This window comes from Stenotrophomonas lacuserhaii, from assembly GCF_039674585.1.
Lineage (GTDB): Bacteria > Pseudomonadota > Gammaproteobacteria > Xanthomonadales > Xanthomonadaceae > Stenotrophomonas > Stenotrophomonas pennii_A.
In genome coordinates, this window is the sequence record NZ_JBDJNU010000009.1 from 56,940 (window position 1) to 73,932 (window position 16,993).

A 16,993-nucleotide genomic window follows, 5' to 3' on the forward strand; every position below is an offset into this window, starting at 1 on the left:
GCAGGCGCCACGTCCGGCACATGCCGCCGCAGCGCCGTGGGAGTAGGCTGCACGGCTGGCGGTCAGTCCTGATCGCCCCCCGAGGAGTCTTTTGCATGTCGCGTACCGTCATCCTGGCCGCCGCCATCAGCCTGGCGCTGGCTGCCTGTTCCGGCAAGGAGTCCACCCCCGTGTCCGAAGCCCAGAACGCGCCGGCCCAGCAGCCGGCCGATGCCTCCACCAACCCGCTGCTGAGCGCGAGCACGCTGCCGTTCCAGGCGCCGCCGTTCGACAGGATCCAGGACAGCGATTACCTGCCGGCCTTCGAAGAAGGCATGCGCCAGCACCTGGCCGAAGTGCGCGCCATCGCCGATTCCAGCGAGCCGGCCACCTTCGACAACACCATCGTGCCGATGGAGCGTGGCGGTGAAACGCTGACCCGCGTCTCGCGCATCTTCTTCGGCCTGGTGCAGGCCGATACCAACGATGCGCGGCAGAAGATCCAGGAAGAAGTGGCGCCGAAACTGGCCGCCCACCAGGACGAGATCAACCTGGACCCGAAGCTGTTCGCCCGGGTGAAGTCGCTGTACGACCAGCGCGCTTCGCTCGGCCTGGATCCGGTGCAGACCCGCCTGGTGGAGCATTACTACGACGGCCTGGTGCGCGCTGGCGCGCAGCTCAACGACGCCGACAAGGCCAGCCTGCGCAAGCTCAACGTGGAAGAAACCACGCTGTCCACGCAGTTCCACACCCGCCTGGTCGCCGCTACCGCCGCCGCCGCCGTGGTGGTGGATGACAAGGCCAAGCTGGCTGGCCTGGGCGAAGATGCCATCGCTACCGCCGCTGCCGATGCCACCGCGCGCAAGCTGGAAGGCAAGTTCCTGCTGCCCCTGCAGAACACCACCCAGCAGCCGGTGCTCGGTTCGCTGAGCAACCGCGAACAGCGCGCCGCCGTGCTGGAAGCATCCGAAACCCGTGCCCAGCGCGGCGATGCCAACGACACCCAACAGACCGTGCAGCGCCTGGCCCAGCTGCGTGCGCAGAAGGCCAAGCTGCTCGGCTTCGCCACCTACGCCGATTACAACCTCGGCGACCAGATGGCCAAGACCCCGGCTGCCGCGCTGAAGCTGCTGACCGACACCGTGCCGGCCGCCACCGCCAAGGCACGTGCGGAAGCAGCGGACATCCAGAAGGTCATCGATGCGCAGCATCCTGATGCAAAGTCGGGCGGCTTCAAGCTGGCCGCTTCGGACTGGGACTTCTACGCCGAGCAGGTGCGCAAGGCCAAGTACGATCTGGACGAATCGCAGATCAAGCCGTATTTCGAACTGGACAACGTGCTGCAGAACGGCGTCTTCTACGCCGCCACCCAGCTGTACGGCATCACCTTCAAGCCGCGTACCGACATCCCGACCTACCACGCCGACATGAAGGTCTACGAGGTGTTCGACAAGGACGGTACCTCGCTGGCGCTGTTCTACACCGACTACTTCAAGCGTGACAGCAAGTCCGGTGGCGCCTGGATGGATGTGTTCGTCGAACAGGACGGCCTGACCGGTGCCAAGCCGGTGGTCTACAACGTGTGCAACTTCACCAAGCCGGCCGCGGGCCAGCCGGCGCTGCTGAGCTTCGACGACGTCACCACGCTGTTCCATGAGTTCGGCCACGCGCTGCACGGCATGTTCTCCAACGTGAAGTACCCCTCGATCGCCGGCACCGCCACCTCGCGCGATTTCGTCGAGTTCCCCTCGCAGTTCAACGAACACTGGGCGCTGGACCCGAAGGTGTTCGCCAACTACGCCAAGAACTACAAGACCGGCGAGCCGATGCCGCAGGAACTGGTCGACAAGATCCTCAAGGCACGCAGCTTCAACCAGGGCTACGCCACCACCGAATACCTGTCGGCGGCGCTGCTCGACCTGGCCTGGCACACCCAGAAGGCCGATGCACCGCTGCAGGACGTGGGCACCTTCGAAGCGGCGGCGCTGAAGAAGTTCAACGTGGACCTGGCCCAGGTGCCGCCGCGTTACCGCACCAGCTACTTCGACCACATCTGGGGCGGCGGTTATTCGGCCGGCTACTACGCCTACTTCTGGGCTGAAGTGCTGGACCACGATGCCTTCCAGTGGTTCAAGGAGAACGGTGGCCTGACCGCCGCCAACGGCCAGCAGTTCCGCGACAAGGTGCTGTCACGCGGCAACAGCGTGGAGCTGAGCCAGCTCTATCGCGATTTCCGCGGCAAGGACCCGTCGGTGGAGCCGCTGCTCGAGTTCCGCGGCCTGAAGTGAGTTGAACGAACGGCGGGGGAAACCCCGCCGTTTTCCTGTTCCGGTAGCGCCGAGCCGTGCTCGGCGGCTTTCCGTCCCGGCACCGCGGTGCCTGACGCAGGCCGCGCTTCGCGCTCGCCGAGCATGGCTCGGCGCTACCGGTTTGCGTGCCGGCACTTCGATTCGGCGTACCGGCTCTGGTAGCGCCGAGCCGTGCTCGGCGGCTTTCCGTTCCGGTACCGCGATGCCTGGCGCAGGCCGCGCTCGGCGCTACCGGTTTCCGTGCTGGCTCACGTTCCTACGTGCACGCGCTCCGCGCGCTCGGCCAGGCCCAGGTGATCCAGCGCGATGTCCAGCGCAAGCACGTAGCTCTGCGCCCCGTACCCGGCTGCGATTCCCAGCCGCTGGCCGATGCCGTCCGGCAGCCACGGCTCCGCCACTGCACCGTCGTCGTGCACTTCCACATATGCGTTATGCAGGTGTGGCAGCAGGCGCTGCAGCCGCATGCTGTGTGCGCACGCACCCGGATCCAGCAGCGTCACCTCGCCGCGTGCATGGTCGGCCACGCGCAGCGCATCCAGCAGTTCCTGTTCGGATCCGCAGGCACGGATCGCCACGCTGGTACCGGCATCCACCGCACGGTGCACCAGCGTTTTAAGCACCAGTGCGGGCAGCGGCTCGGCGGTGCGGATCACGGTGCCGGATGCTTCCGGGCCCCGGATGATGAAGATCGACATGGCTCAACGCCACCAGGCAAGCGCCAGAGGCGCGGTGAGCACACGATGCGCGCACCGCCCGTAAAGCCTCCATGGCGTGCGCCGCGACCGCACGTAAAATCTCCGTAGTGCCACCTTTTTGCCGCCGCAAGGAACCGAACCGGCCTTCCCACGGTCTTACCCCCACACCACCCGGAGCTTCGCCATGGATGCCACCGCCCGCCCTCCCGTCAGCCAACGCGCGCTGCACTGGCTGAAAAAAGAAGCACTGCCGCTGCTGGTGATGCTCGGCCTGCTGGCCGCCGCGCGCGACACCTTGGCCAACCACTACGTGGTACCCAGCGGGTCGATGCAACCCACCCTGGAACCGGGTGACCGCGTGGTAGTGGACATGCGCGCGTATGGCCTGCGCCTGCCGTTCACCCAGCACGCGCTGATGGACGTGGGCGCGCCGCAGCGTGGCGAAGTGGCGGTGTTCGATTCCCCCGCCGACGGCACCCGGCTGATCAAGCGCGTGGTGGCCGTGGCCGGCGACCGCGTGGACGTGCGCAACGGCCACCTCAGCATCAATGGCCAGCCGCTGCAGCAGGCCGGTAACCCCGCCGCCGAACAGTTCGGCAGCCGCATCGCGCAGCTCGGCCTGGACATGGGCGGCGGCCCGGACGTGGACGGCATGGTGGTGCCGGACGGCAAGCTGCTGGTGATGGGCGACCATCGCGGCAACAGCTTCGACGGCCGCTTCTTCGGCTTCGTCGACGCCGACAAGGTCTACGGCAAAGCCGTGGCCGTGTACTACCGCCGCGGCGAAGGCTTGGAGTGGCTGCACCTGTAAGCACTCGGTCTGGTGGATGACGACGCGTTTGTGGATGACAACGCATTCGGTGGGTGACGACCGTTGGTCGTCACGCTCCCACTCCGAACTATCAAGACGTCAAACATATCAATCCGTACCCATCAGGTTATGGATCGACTCGATGGAGGGGGCTAGCCTGACCGCATCCCCGCACCCCGGCCGCCCCCCACGGCCCTCCCGATCCCATGAACGGCGATACCGCGGCCGCCCTTGAGCGCCGCATCCTCCCAAGCCCCCCGGCCGCCACCCCGGCCGCCGCCACCCACATCGAACAAGGCACGGCCGCGTTCCGGCGCACCGCGGTGGCGCTGTTCCTGGCCGGCTTCTCCACCTTCGGCCTGCTGTACACCGTGCAGCCGCTGCTGCCCGAGTTCAGCCGCCACTTCGGTGTGTCCGCCGCCAACAGTGCCCTGGCGCTGTCGCTCAGCACCGGCCTGCTGGCGGTGATGATGCTGATCGCCGGGCTGGTGTCCGACCGCGTCGGCCGCCGCAACGTGATGATCACCGCGCTGCTGGCGTCCACCGTGCTGTCCGCCGCCAGCGCATTGGTGACCGACTGGACCACGATGCTGGTGCTGCGCGCGCTGCTGGGCGTGGCACTGAGCGGCGTGCCGGCCGTGGCGATGACCTATCTGGTCGAAGAAATGGACAGCCGCGCGATGGGCCTGGCGATGGGCCTGTACATCGGCGGCAACGCGGTGGGCGGCATGAGCGGACGCTTGATCGCCGGCATCATCGCCGACCACTGGGGCTGGCGCTGGGGCATCGGCGTGGTATCGCTGATCGCCGTCGCCAGCACCCTGCTGCTGTGGATGCAGCTGCCGCCCTCGCGGCACTTCCAGAGCCGTCGCGGTGGGCTGCGCCAACTGCCCTCGCGCTGGCGCCAGCTGTTCGCCGACCCCGGCCTGCCGTGGCTGTTCGCCACCGCGTTCCTGCTGATGGGCGTGTTCGTCACCACCTACAACTACCTGGGCTACCACCTGCTGGCGCCGCCCTATCGGCTCAGCCAGACGGTGGTCGGATTGATCTTCAGCGTGTACCTGGTGGGCACGTTCAGTTCGGCGTGGATGGGCCAGCAGGCGAGCCGCCATGGTCGCGGCCGCGTGCTGTCGATCAGCTACGCCCTGATCATCGCCGGCATCGTGCTGCTGGTGCTGCCGTGGCTGTGGACGATGGCGATCGGCATCGCGCTGGTCACCTTCGGCTTCTTCGGTGGTCATTCGGTGGCGAGCAGCTGGGTCGGCAGCCGTGCCGGCGCGATCCGCGCTGAGGCATCCGCGCTGTACCTGTTCTCGTATTACTTGGGTTCCAGCGTGCTGGGCGCGGTGGGCGGACTGGCCTACACCGCGTGGGACTGGACCGGCGTCTGCGCGTTCACCGGGGTGCTTACTGTGATCGGTGCCGGTATCGCCTGGCGCCTGTGGCGCCGCCCGCTTTGAACGGTAGTGACGGCCGCTGACCGTCAATCGCGCCAGCGGCCGTCACGACCGACCAAACTCCGCCTGCAGCAGCGCAGTGAAGTTGCGGATCAACGGCGTCACCCCTTCCCGTCGCCATACCAGCTGCACTTCCGAATGCGCGCCCTGGTCCCCCAGCGCCACGAAACACGCACCCTCGATCTGGATGTGGTCGCAGGACGAGGGCAGGATCGCCGCGCCCAATCCCGCCGCCGCCAGGCTGATCAGCGTGGACGCCTCACCGGCCTCCTGCACGATGCGCGGCGTGAACCCTGCCGCCGCGCACAGCGCGATCATCTGGTCGTGGATGCCGGCGCCCACGCTGCGGTGGAAGCCCACGAACGGTTCGTGGGCGAACTGCTGCAACGGCAGCACCGTGCTGGCCGGATCACGCCCGCGCAGGGCAGGGTGGTCGCGATGCAGCACCAGCGCCAGCGGATCGGTAAACAGGCTGTGCGCCACCAGTTCCGGCGGCAGCACGCGCTTGCGGATGATGCCCACGTCCAGCCGGTTTTCCAGCAGCGCATCGATCTGCTGCAGGGTGTTCATCTCGCGCAGCTGCAAGCGCACCTGCGGGAAACGCTCGCGGTAACCAAAGATGGCGCGCGGAATCTGCGGCACCAGCGGCGTGGCGCGGGTCAGGCCGATGTGCAGTTCACCCTGCTCGCCGCGCTGCACCCGCTGCACCTCGTCCACCGCCACGTCCACCTGCGCCAGGATCGCGCGGGCCTTCGCCTGCAGCAGCGCACCGGCTTCGGTCAGCTGCACCCGCCGATGGCTGCGCACGAACAGCTGCGCGCCAAGCAGGTGTTCCAGCTGGCGGATCTGCTGGCTCAGCGGAGGCTGTGACATGCCGAGCCGCTCGGCGGCCTGGCCGAAGTGCAGCGTGTCGGCCACGGCGAGGAAGTAGCGGAGATGGCGGAGTTCGATCGACATGGGGGGATTGTAGAGAGAGACGAGAACAGCCAGGACGACGCGCGTAATGACATGACGGCCGGCGGCCGTCACTACCGGTCAGCGTTCGGAGTGGCCGCTCTGGTCGTACTCGCGGGGCGAGAACAGTTCGGGTTGGATCATTTCGACGAAGGCGCGGGCCTGCGGGGACAGGGCTTTGCCGCGGCGTACGATCACCCCGTAGCTGCGCTCCGGGAACCATTCGCGCATGGACCGCGCGACCAGCTTGCCGGGGTCGGCATCATTGAGGCACAGCGCCGGCACGATGGAGATGCCCATGCCCATCGCCACGTACTGCTTGATCACTTCCCAGCCGCCCACTTCCAGCGCCACGGTGTAGGGCAGGCGGTGGCGCTGGAATACCTGGTCCACCAGCCGGTAGGTGATCTGACGCTTCGGCGGCAGCACCAGCGGGTGCCTGGAGATCGCCTCCAGGCTCAGCGTGCCGCGCGCCAGCGGGTGGTCGTGCGGGGTGATCAACATCTGCTCGAAGCGGTAGGCCGGGGCGTAGCTCAGGTCGGCCGGCACGTCGGTCATCGATCCCACCGCCAGGTCGGCGGCGTCATCGCGCAGCAGGTCGGTGCCGTCGGCGCTGATGGCGTTGTGCAGGGTCAGCCGCACGTCCGGGTGCAGCTGGCGGAAGCGCTCGATGATGCGCGGCAGCAGGTACAGGATGGTGGAACTGTTGGCCGCGATGTTCAGCTCGCCGGCGTCCATGCCGCTCACCTTGTCGCGGAAGCGTGCCTCCAGGCCGTCCAGGTCCTCCACCAGCGGCTGCGCCATTTCGAACAGCAGCTGGCCCTCGCGGCTGGGGACCAGACGCCGCCCGCTGCGTTCGAACAGCACCACCCCCAGCTCCCGCTCCAGGGCCTGCAACTGCTGGCTGATGGCCGGCTGGCTGACAAAAAGTGCTTCCGCCGCACGTGAAACCGAGCCCAATCGCACCGTCTGGCAGAACGCCCGCAACGGCTTCAGCCGATCGGATTTGTAGGAAAAGCGGGGACTTGGCGGCGGGCGTGTGGGCATGGTGTAACGAGTATAAGCACAACTTATCCAATGCATTGCAATAACTGCTTTGTCAATACATTGGCGGCGAAGCACGGTAGGGGCGTCCCTCGCTGCAGGAGTGTCCCGATGTCCGCCGTTGCTTCCGCCATCCCGTCGCCGTCCGCCAAGCCCACCCCGGGGATCACCCTGACCACCCAGGTGGCCGGCCAGTCCGCGCTGCTGCCGGCCCCGCTGCTGGCCCTGCTGGTGTCGCTGCACCGCGCAGTGGAACCCGGCCGCCAGGCCCGCTTGGCGGCCCGCGTGCAGCGCCAGGCGTTCTTCGACCAGGGCGGGCTGCCGGACTTCCGCGCCGATACCGCGCCGATCCGCGCCGAGGACTGGAAAGTGGCGCCGCTGCCGGCCGCGTTGCTGGACCGCCGCGTGGAGATCACCGGCCCGACCGACCCGAAGATGGTCATCAACGCGTTGAACTCCGGGGCCAAGGTGTTCATGGCCGACTTCGAAGACGCCACCGCGCCGACCTGGCGCAACCTGCTGGCCGGCCAGCAGTCGCTGATCGGTGCGGTACGTGGCGACCTGCAGTTCACCGCCCCGGCCAGCGGCAGCAAGCCGGCCAAGCACTACACGCTGCGTCCGTACGAAGAACGCGCGGTGCTGATCGTGCGCCCGCGCGGCTGGCACCTTGACGAAAAGCACGTGCTGGTCGATGGCCAGCGCCTGGCCGGCGGCTTGTTCGATGCGGCGGTGTTCGCCTACCACAATGCCCGCACGCTGATGGCCAACGACCGTGGCCCGTACTTCTACCTGCCCAAGCTGCAGAGCATGGAAGAGGCGGCGCTGTGGGAAACCGCGCTGTCGCACATCGAAGGCATGCTCGGCCTGCCGCACGGCCAGATCAAGGTCACCGTGCTGATCGAAACGCTGCCGGCGGTGTTCGAGATGGACGAGATCCTGCACGCGCTGCGCGATCGCATCGTCGGGCTGAACTGCGGGCGCTGGGATTACATTTTCTCGTACCTGAAGACCTTCCGCCGGCATGCCGACAAGGTGCTGCCCGAGCGCGGCCAGGTGACCATGACCCAGCCGTTCCTGAAGGCCTATTCGGAACTGCTGATCCAGACCTGCCACCGCCGTGGCGCACATGCGATGGGGGGCATGGCGGCGCAGATCCCGATCGGCAACGATGCGGCCGCCAACGAACAGGCGATGGCGCGGGTGCGTGCGGACAAGCTGCGCGAAGTGACCGCTGGCCATGACGGCACCTGGGTCGCGCACCCGGCACTGATCCCGGTGGCGATGGCGATCTTCGACGAGCACATGCCCGGTGCGAACCAGCAGCACGTGCTGCGCCAGGACGTGCGCGTGGACCGCGACCAGCTGATCGCACGGCCGCCGGGCAGCATCAGCCGCGCCGGCTTCGAAGGCAACGTGGAAGTCTGCGTGCGCTACCTGGCGGCATGGCTGGACGGCAACGGCTGCGTGCCGATCCACAACCTGATGGAAGACGCGGCCACCGCCGAGATCAGCCGCAGCCAGCTGTGGCAGTGGCTGCATACCCCCGGCCAGCAGCTGGACGACGGCACCGCCATCGATGCCGCGCTGCTGGACAACACCCTGGCCCAGCTGCCGGCCCGCCTGGGCGACCGCGCCGCACTGCCCGGTGGCGGCCGCGTGGACGAAGCGATCGCCCTGCTGGCCGAGCTGAGCCGCGCCGACGAACTCAACGATTTCCTGACCCTGCCGGCCTACGCACGCATCGACTGACGCCTGCGCCGGCCCGCTTTTCCTTCCTGCTGTAGCAATGACGAACTGGAGATAGACATGAGCACGCTGCCCACTGCCGAACAGATCCAGCACGACTGGGACACCAACCCCCGCTGGCAGGGGATTGAACGCAACTACACCGCCGCCGACGTGGTGCGCCTGCGCGGCACCGTCCACGTGGAGCACTCGCTGGCCCGGCTGGGCGCGGAAAAGCTGTGGACCTACCTGCAGGAAAAGGACTTCGTGAATGCGCTGGGCGCATTGACCGGCAACCAGGCCATGCAGCAGGTGAAGGCCGGCTTGAACGCCATCTACCTGTCCGGCTGGCAGGTCGCCGCCGATGCCAACCTGGCCGGCCAGATGTACCCGGACCAGTCGCTGTACCCGGCCGATTCGGTGCCCGCGGTGGTCAAGCGCATCAACAACACCCTGCTGCGCGCCGACCAGCTGCACCATGCCGAAGGCAAGGACGAGATCGACTTCCTGCAGCCGATCGTGGCCGATGCCGAAGCCGGCTTCGGCGGCGTGCTGAACGCCTTCGAGCTGATGAAGGCGATGATCGAAGCCGGTGCGGCCGGGGTGCACTTCGAAGACCAGCTGGCCTCGGTGAAGAAGTGCGGCCACATGGGCGGCAAGGTGCTGGTGCCCACCCGTGAAGCCATCGAGAAGTTGAACGCGGCCCGGCTGGCGGCCGACGTGCTGGGCGTGCCGACCCTGCTGGTGGCGCGTACCGATGCCGAAGCGGCCGACCTGCTGACCAGCGACATCGATGCCAACGACCAGCCGTTCGCCACCGGCGAGCGCACCACCGAAGGCTTCTACAAGACCCGCAACGGCCTGGACCAGGCGATCAGCCGCGGCTTGGCCTACGCCCCCTATGCCGACCTGGTGTGGTGCGAAACCGGCAAGCCGGACCTGGAGTTCGCCCGCAAGTTCGCCGAGGCCATCCACGCGAGGTTCCCGGGCAAGCTGCTGGCCTACAACTGCTCGCCCAGCTTCAACTGGAAGAAGAACCTGGACGACGCCACCATCGCGAAGTTCCAGACCGAAATCGCCAAGTACGGCTACAAGTTCCAGTTCATCACCCTGGCCGGCTTCCACGCGTTGAACTACTCGATGTTCAACCTGGCCCACGGCTATGCGCGCCGCCAGATGAGCGCCTTCGTGGAGCTGCAGGAAGCCGAGTTCGCCGCCGCCGACCGCGGCTTCACGGCGGTCAAGCACCAGCGCGAGGTGGGCACCGGCTACTTCGATGCGGTGACCCAGGCGATCCAGCAGGGTCAGTCGTCCACCAGCGCCCTGAGCGGGTCCACCGAGGAAGAGCAGTTCAGCACCGGCCGCGCGGCCTGATGTGGAAGGGGGACGGGCGCCGACCCTGCCCCGGCGGGTGACGACCCTCGCTTTTGGTGGGTGGCGACCGTTGGTCGTCACGCCCTCGCCCGGAGCGGCCGCCCCCTGGCCGCCCGCCGCTGCGGACCGCGTTTCAACCTCCTGATATTCCAAGGACGGATGCAGGAAAATGAGACGCAGCGCACAGTTGAAAGCGGTGATATGCTCCGCACCTCAGGATGGGAAGTCTGATCGGCGGGGCAGGGGAATGACTGGCAGGGGTGCGGTCGTAGACGTGGTGGAGCGATCAGGCATTGCCAGCACGGCGATGGCTGAGATCGTGCACGCCGTGCTCAGCCCCGAAGAGTTCGACCTGTTTGCCCGTTTCGCCCAGCGGCGCACGTTGGCAGCAGGCGATTGCCTGTTCCGTCGCGGCCACCGCGGCAGCAGCATGTTCGTCATCGCCGAAGGCGAGATCGAACTGGACTTCGGCGAGGACCTCGTGCTCAAGCGCTTGGCCGCCAGCGAGTTCTTCGGTGAACTCGGCCTGTTGATCGGCGACCACCTGCGCAGCGCGGATGCGCGCGCGACCCGCGATACCGAGGTGCTGGAACTGGGCCATGTCGACTTCCATCGGCTGGTGGAAACCGAGCCCGGCCTGATCGCTTATTTCCTGCGCCGTACCATCATGCGCGTGGTCGGCAACGAGCAGGCGCTGATCAGCCAGCTGCGCCGTCGCAACCACGACCTGGAAACCGCGCTGGACAACCTGTACGTCACCACCCACCAGCTCAGTCATACGCGCGAACTGGTGCGGACCGACGAGCTGACCGGGCTGCACAACCGGCGTGGACTGGCGCTGTACCTGCAGGAATGCCGGGCGCATGAAACCGGCCCGGCGCAGGGCCTGCTGCTGATCGACTGCGACCGCTTCAAGCAGATCAACGACGAGTACGGCCACCAGGCCGGCGACCGCGTGCTGCAGAGCGTGGCCAATATCCTGCGTTCGATGGCCGGCGCCGACGACCTGGCCTGCCGGCTGGGTGGCGATGAATTCTGCCTGCTGCTGCGCCGTGCCAACGCGGAGATCGTGCAGCATGCCGCCGAGTTCGTGCTGACGGCCGTGCATGGCCTGATCGAACGCAGCCACGGTACCCCGCACGTGTGTTTCCTGAGCATCGGCGCCAGCCTGGTGCACCCCACCGCCGACTGGAGCGAGTGGTACGCCAACGCGGACCGTGCGCTGTACCAGGCCAAGCGGGATGGCGGCGACCGGCTTTGCTGGCCGCATGACGTCATCGAAACCGGCTGAGCGGAGACTCCCATGACCGGTGACACGGAAGCGACCCCCCACGTCCCGCAACTTCGCGCGTTGCTGTTCACCGATCTGTGCGACTCCACCATGCTGGTGGAGCGCATCGGTGATGCCGGCGCCGCCGAACTGTTCCAGCAGCACGACCGGTTGGTGCTGGCGATGCAGCAGCGCTGGCGCGGCCAGCAGATCGACCGCTCCGATGGCCTGTTCCTGTTGTTCGAGCGGCCGGTGGATGCCCTGGGTTTCGCGCTGGATTACCAGCAGGCGCTGCGCCAGCTCGGCAAGGCCAACAACGTGCCGCTGCTGGCGCGTGCCGGCCTCCACGTGGGTGAGGTGATCCTGTGGAACAACAGCGCCGAGGCGATCGCGCTGGGATCCAAGCCGGTAGAAGTGGAAGGGCTGGCCAAGCCGATGGCCGCGCGCCTGATGCAGCTGGCGCGGCCGGGACAGGTACTGGTGTCGGCCACCGCCGAAGCGATGGTGAGCCGGGTTGCCGACAGCCTCGGGGACGTCGGCAGGGGGCTGAAGTGGAAGGCGTTCGGACGCTGGCGCTTCAAGGGCGTGGCGCAGCCGATGGACGTGTACGGGGTGGTATCCGAAGACGTCCCGGCGGTGGGTCGCCCACGTCCCACGCCCAAGGCGATCCGCGATATCCCGGCCTGGCGCCGGCCGATGGCGATGGCGGCCCAGGCCACGTTTGCGACGATGCTGGTGGTGGGCATGTGGCTGCTGCTGCGGCCGCAGCCGGCGATCGCCTTCGCCGAGCGCGACTGGGTGGTGCTGGCCGACGTGCGCAACATGACCGGCAACAGCCTGCTGGATGACTCGATGGACCTGGCCCTGCGGGTGAGCCTCGAGCAATCCCGCTACGTCAACGTGCTCAGCGACCTGAAAGTGCGTGACACCGAAGCACGGATGCGCCGCAATCCCGATGCCCCGCTGGACCGGAAGGCGGCACTGGAGGTGGCGATCCGCGAGGGCGCGCGCGCCGTGCTGATTCCTTCCATCGCCGAGGTCAACGGACGCCTGCGCGTGGCCGTGGAGGTGGTGCAGCCGCACGACGGGGTCACCGTCTTCACCGAGTACGCGGACGGACGTGGCCTGGATTCCGCGCTGCGCTCCACCGATACCGTCGTCGCCTCGCTGCGCACGCGCCTGGGTGAGGCGCTTTCCGATGTGCGCAGCAATGCCCTGCCGCTGCCGCAGGTCATCACGCCGAACCTGGATGCACTTCGCGCCTACGCAGAGGGAAGCAATGCACTCGCAGACCGGCGTTACGGCGAGGCACTGCAGTTCTTCGAACAGGCGCTCAAGCTCGACCCGGACTTCGCCTTCGCGCACGTCGGCAGGATGCGGATCCACATGGCGCGGGGCGAGGTGAACCAGGCCATGGCCGCGTACCGCAACGCCGTGGCGCTGCGTGAACGCTTGCCGCCGCGCGACGTGTTGTACCTGGAAGCGTGGGGAAAGCAGCTCGATGGTGCGCCGGCCGGCGAAGTCGCTGCGAAATGGAAGATGCTGACCGACCTGTACCCGGATTACTACGCCGGCTACATGAATCGAGCGCGCGCCCTCTACTCCCTGGGCGACTACGCCAATGCACTGAACGCCGCCCGCCGCCTGCTGGCCACGCAGAATCCGATGCGCTCGGCCGCCCACGATTTCGTGGGCCGGATCGAGCTGGCGATCGGCCGGCATGAAACCGCGCGGCGCCATTTCCGCACGGCCAATACCCTTTCGGGGCGCACGTCCAGCACGCGCCTGGGCATCGTGTACGCGGTGGAGGGTGACATGCCCGCCGCGCTGGCCAACATGAGGGATGTGCCGGCATCGAACATGGGCCAACAGCTGGAGCGCGCCGCCGTGCTGGTGGATGCGAACGACCGGTCAAGTGCGATAGCGGGCCTGGAAACCCTGCGCGACGGCTGCGGCGAGGAGGTGATGTGCACCCTGGTCGACGTGGTGGTGAAGAACCTGCAGGGCATGGAGGGGGTCGAGCACCGTGGGTATCGGCAGGAGATCCTGCAGCTGCTGCACGAGCTGGATGGCGAGGAGGCCGTGCCGGACCAGCAGGAAGTGGCTTTCATCATGGCAGCGACCGCCTACCTGGCGCAGCGCAGCGATCATCCGCTTGGCAACCTGCTGCCGCTCATCAAGGGCCAGATCGCGGCACGCGGCGGCGACCGGTCAGCGCAGATGCTGTTGGTCGTCGAAGCGACGCAGGCGCGCCTCGAAGGGCGGCCGGAACGCGCGCTGGAACTGCTCAAGCCGATGGTCGACGGGCGCGAGCTCTACCAGGTGCACGCGGCACTGCGCGACGCCCACCTGGCGAAGGACGATGCCGCCAGCGCGCGGGTCGAGCAGAAGTGGCTGGTCCGCCATCGCGGGCTTGCCTACGCCGAAGACAACGGCAACTACATCCTGCAGGCGTTGAACGTGCATGACAGTCGCGATCCACGCGGGCAGCCGGCCCGTGGGCCGGGCGCCCTGGCGGTGGCGGCTCAGCCTTCCAGCGCGTCCTGGACCTTGCCGGCTTCGAAGCAGTAGGGCACATCGAACGAGCCGCGCAGGGCGACGTGTGCCTGCAGCTGCTGCGACACCGAAGCGAACTCTTCCTTGCTGGCCAGCGCCTGCACCGGGTCGCACACCGGGCCGGTGAGGTCGGCGACAACACCGAGGCCAGCGAGTGCATCGGTCGGGGCTGCGGCGAACGCAGAGCGGAATGCATCATCGTTCTGCAGCAGGTCCAGCAGCGTGGCCGCCTGTGCTGGCGACAGCGGGGTACGTGCGGGGGGAGTTGCCATGGTCATCGATCCTGTTCTGGTGGGCTCAAGTAGGCTATAGCGGCACATCCGCGCACAGGTTTAGCAGACACCTGCTGCATCGCCATGTCGCGTTGCGGCCTAGAATCGCGCATGCCTCCTGCTGGACATCCTTCATGCACTTCCGCCGTTGTTCTCTCCTCATGGTGCGGGTCAAGGAAGACCGTGGACTGGATCTGCACGCCGTGCTGCAAGGGCGCGCCGAACTGCAGACCTTCCTGGCCTGGCAGGCGTTGGCCGGCCACCTGGATGAGCCTGTCGTGCTGAGCGAAGAAGAGCTCAGCGCCTTGGGCAGGATTCCACAGGACGCGTGGAGCGAAGCCGATGCGTACGAAGGCTGCAGCCGGATCCTGCGCGGATTGATCACCAAAGGCCTGGTGATCAGCGATGAACAAGGCGCCGCCGGATTCCGCGATGCCGACGAGCGCGTACGGGCATTGAACGGGTGGCCGCTGACGGCGCTGGCGCATCGCGCGGGCCGCTGGAGGGGCGTGGACAGCGCCCAGGAAATGCGCAGCAACAACCTGGTCACCGCGGTCGAACTGCATGGCCGTTACGGCCCGCCCCCGGCGGCGGTCAGCCACCACGAAGGCACGCCCATCCCGTTGCCGGTCGCCGCGGACGAGGACTTCGATGAACTGATGTCGCGCAGGGTCACCTGCCGCAATTTCGATCCGGACCGCCCCCTGCCGCTGCAGACCGCAGCGAGGATCCTGAAGCGCACGATCATGGCGCACGCGGTGATACAGCCGGCCCCGGACATGCAGATCCTGAAGAAGAACATTCCCTCCGGCGGCGGCCTGCATCCGCTGGAAACCTATGCGGTGGTACGCAACGTGGAGGGCCTGGGGAACGGCGTCCATCACTACGACCCGATCCACCACTCACTGCGCCGCCTGGCCGCCCAGCCGGACGACCTTGATGGCCGCGTCCGGCTGATGCTTGCCGGGCAGGAATGGTTTGTCGATGCCGCGCTGCACCTGATCCAGGTCGCGCGTTTCCCACGCAATTTCTGGAAGTACCGCAGCCACCCCAAAGCGTACCGGGCGATCCTGCTGGATGCCGGCCACCTGTCGCAGCAGCTGGCGATCAGTGCGACCCTCGAGGGGGTTGCGTCCTACGTGACGGCCGCGATCAACGAATTCGACATCGAGGACACGCTGCAACTGGACGGGATAATGGAAAGCCCGGTGATGATGTGCGGCATCGGCTGGCGCGCGCAGCGCCTGACCACCACCGAATTCGATCCCGCACAACGCATCTGGACAGACGGCAAGCAGCACCGGTAACGGTAGCGCCGAGCCACGCTCGGCGGCTCTTCGTTCCGTGCCCTGACACCATCCACCGAGCATGGCTCGGCGCTACCAGAGCACCCCATGGACCCGTCGAAGGTGGGGCGGGGTGGGTTGGCGGGGGCGTTGAGCGCCATGGATGGCGCGAAACGAGGCCCGCAGGAGCGGCTCTTGCCGTCCCCCGCCAAGCCACCCCGCCCCGCCAACACGCAGCCCTGCAGCTTTTGACGTTGACGTTGCTCCAGACAGCAGAACGGCGCCCGCAGGCGCCGTCCGACCAACCTGATTCAAGCGAAATCAGAACTTCGCGTCGAACTCGGCGGCGTAGCCGGTGTTGACCAGGACCTTCTGCAGTGACTCGGCCACCTTCAGGTTGCCCGCCACCACCTGGTGGTTTTCCGGGCCGCGGTTGTCCATCCGGCCCAGCGTGGCACCCTTGTAATCGCAGACCTTGCCGCCGGCTTCGCGCACCAGCAGGATGCCCGCGGCGATGTCCCAGGACTTCACCCCGGCCTCGAAGTAGGCGTCGGCGCGGCCACAGGCCACGTAGGCCAGGTCCAGCGCGGCCGAGCCGGTGCGACGCACGTCTTCGGCCTGCACCAGCAGCGTATCCACCGCCTTCAGCTGGGCGCTGGCGCGGGCGCGCTCGCGCGGGGCGAAACCGGTGTGGATCATCGTGCCTTCCAGGTCCTTGCGGTCCGACACGCGGATGCGGCGATCGTTGAATACCGCACCGGCACCGCGGCTGGCGGTGAACAGTTCATTGCGCAGCGGATCGAAGATCACCGCATCGGTCGGCTCTCCGTTCTCCACCAGCGCGATGGATACGCAGTAGTGCGGGAAACCGCGCAGGTAGTTGCTGGTGCCGTCCAGCGGGTCGATCACCCACATGTAGCGGTTGGCACCCTGGGTGCCACCTTCTTCGCCGATCACCCCGTATTCCGGGTAGGCGCGCTTGAGTTCCTTGACGATGACCTTTTCCGCATCCGCATCGACCTCGCTCGCATAGTCCATGCGGCCCTTCTGCACCACGTTGAGCGCCTCGAGCTTGTTGATGTTGCGCAACAACACGTTGCCGGCGAGGCGGGCGGCCTTGACCATGACGGTGACGGCGGGTTTCTGCATGGCGGTAGCTCCCGGGAGGGCAGAGGGGGGGATCGGCGGGGGAAAAGAGCAGGTCCGGCGCAGTGGCCGGCCGCACAGTTTACCATTGCAGGCCGTCCAGCTCGACTACCGC

General features: G+C 67.3%; 13 protein-coding genes. 8 read left to right on the plus strand and 5 right to left on the minus strand.

What is annotated here, in order from left to right; genetic code table 11:
• Positions 1-95 precede the first annotated feature (95 nt).
• Complete coding sequence (gene dcp / locus ABE522_RS05695; protein WP_346590891.1) at positions 96-2,267, plus strand: peptidyl-dipeptidase Dcp; 2,172 nt, start codon at positions 96-98, stop codon at positions 2,265-2,267.
• 269 nt (positions 2,268-2,536) lie between these two features.
• On the opposite strand, the gene ABE522_RS05700 is transcribed toward dcp, so the two are convergent.
• Positions 2,537-2,983, minus strand: a complete 447-nt coding sequence (locus ABE522_RS05700; protein WP_346590893.1) for a 3-dehydroquinate dehydratase — start codon at positions 2,981-2,983, stop codon at positions 2,537-2,539.
• A 184-nt stretch (positions 2,984-3,167) separates the two neighbouring features.
• On the opposite strand from ABE522_RS05700, the gene lepB reads away from it, so the two are divergent.
• Positions 3,168-3,794, plus strand: a complete 627-nt coding sequence (gene lepB, locus ABE522_RS05705; RefSeq protein WP_346590895.1) for a signal peptidase I — start codon at positions 3,168-3,170, stop codon at positions 3,792-3,794.
• A gap of 206 nt (positions 3,795-4,000) precedes the next feature.
• Positions 4,001-5,254, plus strand: coding sequence for an MFS transporter (locus ABE522_RS05710; RefSeq protein ID WP_346590896.1), 1,254 nt, complete (start codon positions 4,001-4,003; stop codon positions 5,252-5,254).
• Between the two features lie 42 nt (positions 5,255-5,296).
• On the opposite strand, the gene ABE522_RS05715 is transcribed toward ABE522_RS05710, so the two are convergent.
• Entirely contained in the window at positions 5,297-6,208 is a 912-nt protein-coding gene (locus ABE522_RS05715) for a LysR family transcriptional regulator (RefSeq protein WP_346590897.1), read from the minus strand.
• A 78-nt stretch (positions 6,209-6,286) separates the two neighbouring features.
• The gene (locus ABE522_RS05720) at positions 6,287-7,252 is read right to left on the minus strand and encodes a LysR family transcriptional regulator (protein ID WP_101098326.1); all 966 of its coding nucleotides are present in this window, start codon (positions 7,250-7,252) and stop codon (positions 6,287-6,289) included.
• A 108-nt stretch (positions 7,253-7,360) separates the two neighbouring features.
• Here ABE522_RS05720 and aceB point away from each other — a divergent pair, with 108 nt between their 5' ends.
• From aceB to ABE522_RS05740, 4 genes are all read left to right on the plus strand, one after another.
• Positions 7,361-8,998, plus strand: coding sequence for a malate synthase A (gene aceB / locus ABE522_RS05725; protein WP_346590898.1), 1,638 nt, complete (start codon positions 7,361-7,363; stop codon positions 8,996-8,998).
• 57 nt (positions 8,999-9,055) lie between these two features.
• On the plus strand, positions 9,056-10,348 hold the full coding sequence (gene aceA / locus ABE522_RS05730; protein WP_346590899.1) for an isocitrate lyase: 1,293 nt from the start codon (positions 9,056-9,058) through the stop codon (positions 10,346-10,348).
• Between the two features lie 247 nt (positions 10,349-10,595).
• Positions 10,596-11,639 carry a GGDEF domain-containing protein gene (locus ABE522_RS05735; protein ID WP_346590900.1) on the plus strand — a complete coding sequence of 348 codons (1,044 nt, stop codon included), beginning with the start codon at positions 10,596-10,598 and terminating at the stop codon, positions 11,637-11,639.
• A 12-nt stretch (positions 11,640-11,651) separates the two neighbouring features.
• Positions 11,652-14,189, plus strand: a complete 2,538-nt coding sequence (locus ABE522_RS05740) for a putative peptide modification system cyclase (RefSeq protein WP_346590901.1) — start codon at positions 11,652-11,654, stop codon at positions 14,187-14,189.
• Here the strand turns inward: ABE522_RS05740 and ABE522_RS05745 are convergent.
• Positions 14,144-14,446: an NHLP-related RiPP peptide gene (locus ABE522_RS05745; RefSeq protein ID WP_346590902.1), complete on the minus strand. Its 303-nt coding sequence runs from the start codon at positions 14,444-14,446 to the stop codon at positions 14,144-14,146. The genes ABE522_RS05740 and ABE522_RS05745 overlap by 46 nt on opposite strands.
• A gap of 134 nt (positions 14,447-14,580) precedes the next feature.
• On the opposite strand from ABE522_RS05745, the gene ABE522_RS05750 reads away from it, so the two are divergent.
• Positions 14,581-15,753: a putative peptide maturation dehydrogenase gene (locus ABE522_RS05750; protein WP_346590903.1), complete on the plus strand. Its 1,173-nt coding sequence runs from the start codon at positions 14,581-14,583 to the stop codon at positions 15,751-15,753.
• A gap of 300 nt (positions 15,754-16,053) precedes the next feature.
• Here the strand turns inward: ABE522_RS05750 and ABE522_RS05755 are convergent, their stop codons facing one another.
• Positions 16,054-16,881 carry an inositol monophosphatase family protein gene (locus ABE522_RS05755; protein ID WP_042615229.1) on the minus strand — a complete coding sequence of 276 codons (828 nt, stop codon included), beginning with the start codon at positions 16,879-16,881 and terminating at the stop codon, positions 16,054-16,056.
• Positions 16,882-16,993 lie beyond the last annotated feature (112 nt).

What these genes read in the sequence shown, in the direction of transcription:
- lepB (WP_346590895.1), top strand. Translation starts at nt 3,168, where the DNA reads ATGGATGCCACCGCCCGCCCTCCCGTCAGCCAACGCGCGCTGCACTGG.
- ABE522_RS05740 (WP_346590901.1), top strand. Translation starts at nt 11,652, where the DNA reads ATGACCGGTGACACGGAAGCGACCCCCCACGTCCCGCAACTTCGCGCG.
- ABE522_RS05700 (WP_346590893.1), bottom strand. Translation starts at nt 2,983, where the DNA reads ATGTCGATCTTCATCATCCGGGGCCCGGAAGCATCCGGCACCGTGATC.
- dcp (WP_346590891.1), top strand. Translation starts at nt 96, where the DNA reads ATGTCGCGTACCGTCATCCTGGCCGCCGCCATCAGCCTGGCGCTGGCT.
- ABE522_RS05720 (WP_101098326.1), bottom strand. Translation starts at nt 7,252, where the DNA reads ATGCCCACACGCCCGCCGCCAAGTCCCCGCTTTTCCTACAAATCCGAT.
- ABE522_RS05735 (WP_346590900.1), top strand. Translation starts at nt 10,596, where the DNA reads ATGACTGGCAGGGGTGCGGTCGTAGACGTGGTGGAGCGATCAGGCATT.
- ABE522_RS05710 (WP_346590896.1), top strand. Translation starts at nt 4,001, where the DNA reads ATGAACGGCGATACCGCGGCCGCCCTTGAGCGCCGCATCCTCCCAAGC.
- aceA (WP_346590899.1), top strand. Translation starts at nt 9,056, where the DNA reads ATGAGCACGCTGCCCACTGCCGAACAGATCCAGCACGACTGGGACACC.
- ABE522_RS05745 (WP_346590902.1), bottom strand. Translation starts at nt 14,446, where the DNA reads ATGGCAACTCCCCCCGCACGTACCCCGCTGTCGCCAGCACAGGCGGCC.
- ABE522_RS05715 (WP_346590897.1), bottom strand. Translation starts at nt 6,208, where the DNA reads ATGTCGATCGAACTCCGCCATCTCCGCTACTTCCTCGCCGTGGCCGAC.
- ABE522_RS05755 (WP_042615229.1), bottom strand. Translation starts at nt 16,881, where the DNA reads ATGCAGAAACCCGCCGTCACCGTCATGGTCAAGGCCGCCCGCCTCGCC.
- ABE522_RS05750 (WP_346590903.1), top strand. Translation starts at nt 14,581, where the DNA reads ATGCACTTCCGCCGTTGTTCTCTCCTCATGGTGCGGGTCAAGGAAGAC.
- aceB (WP_346590898.1), top strand. Translation starts at nt 7,361, where the DNA reads ATGTCCGCCGTTGCTTCCGCCATCCCGTCGCCGTCCGCCAAGCCCACC.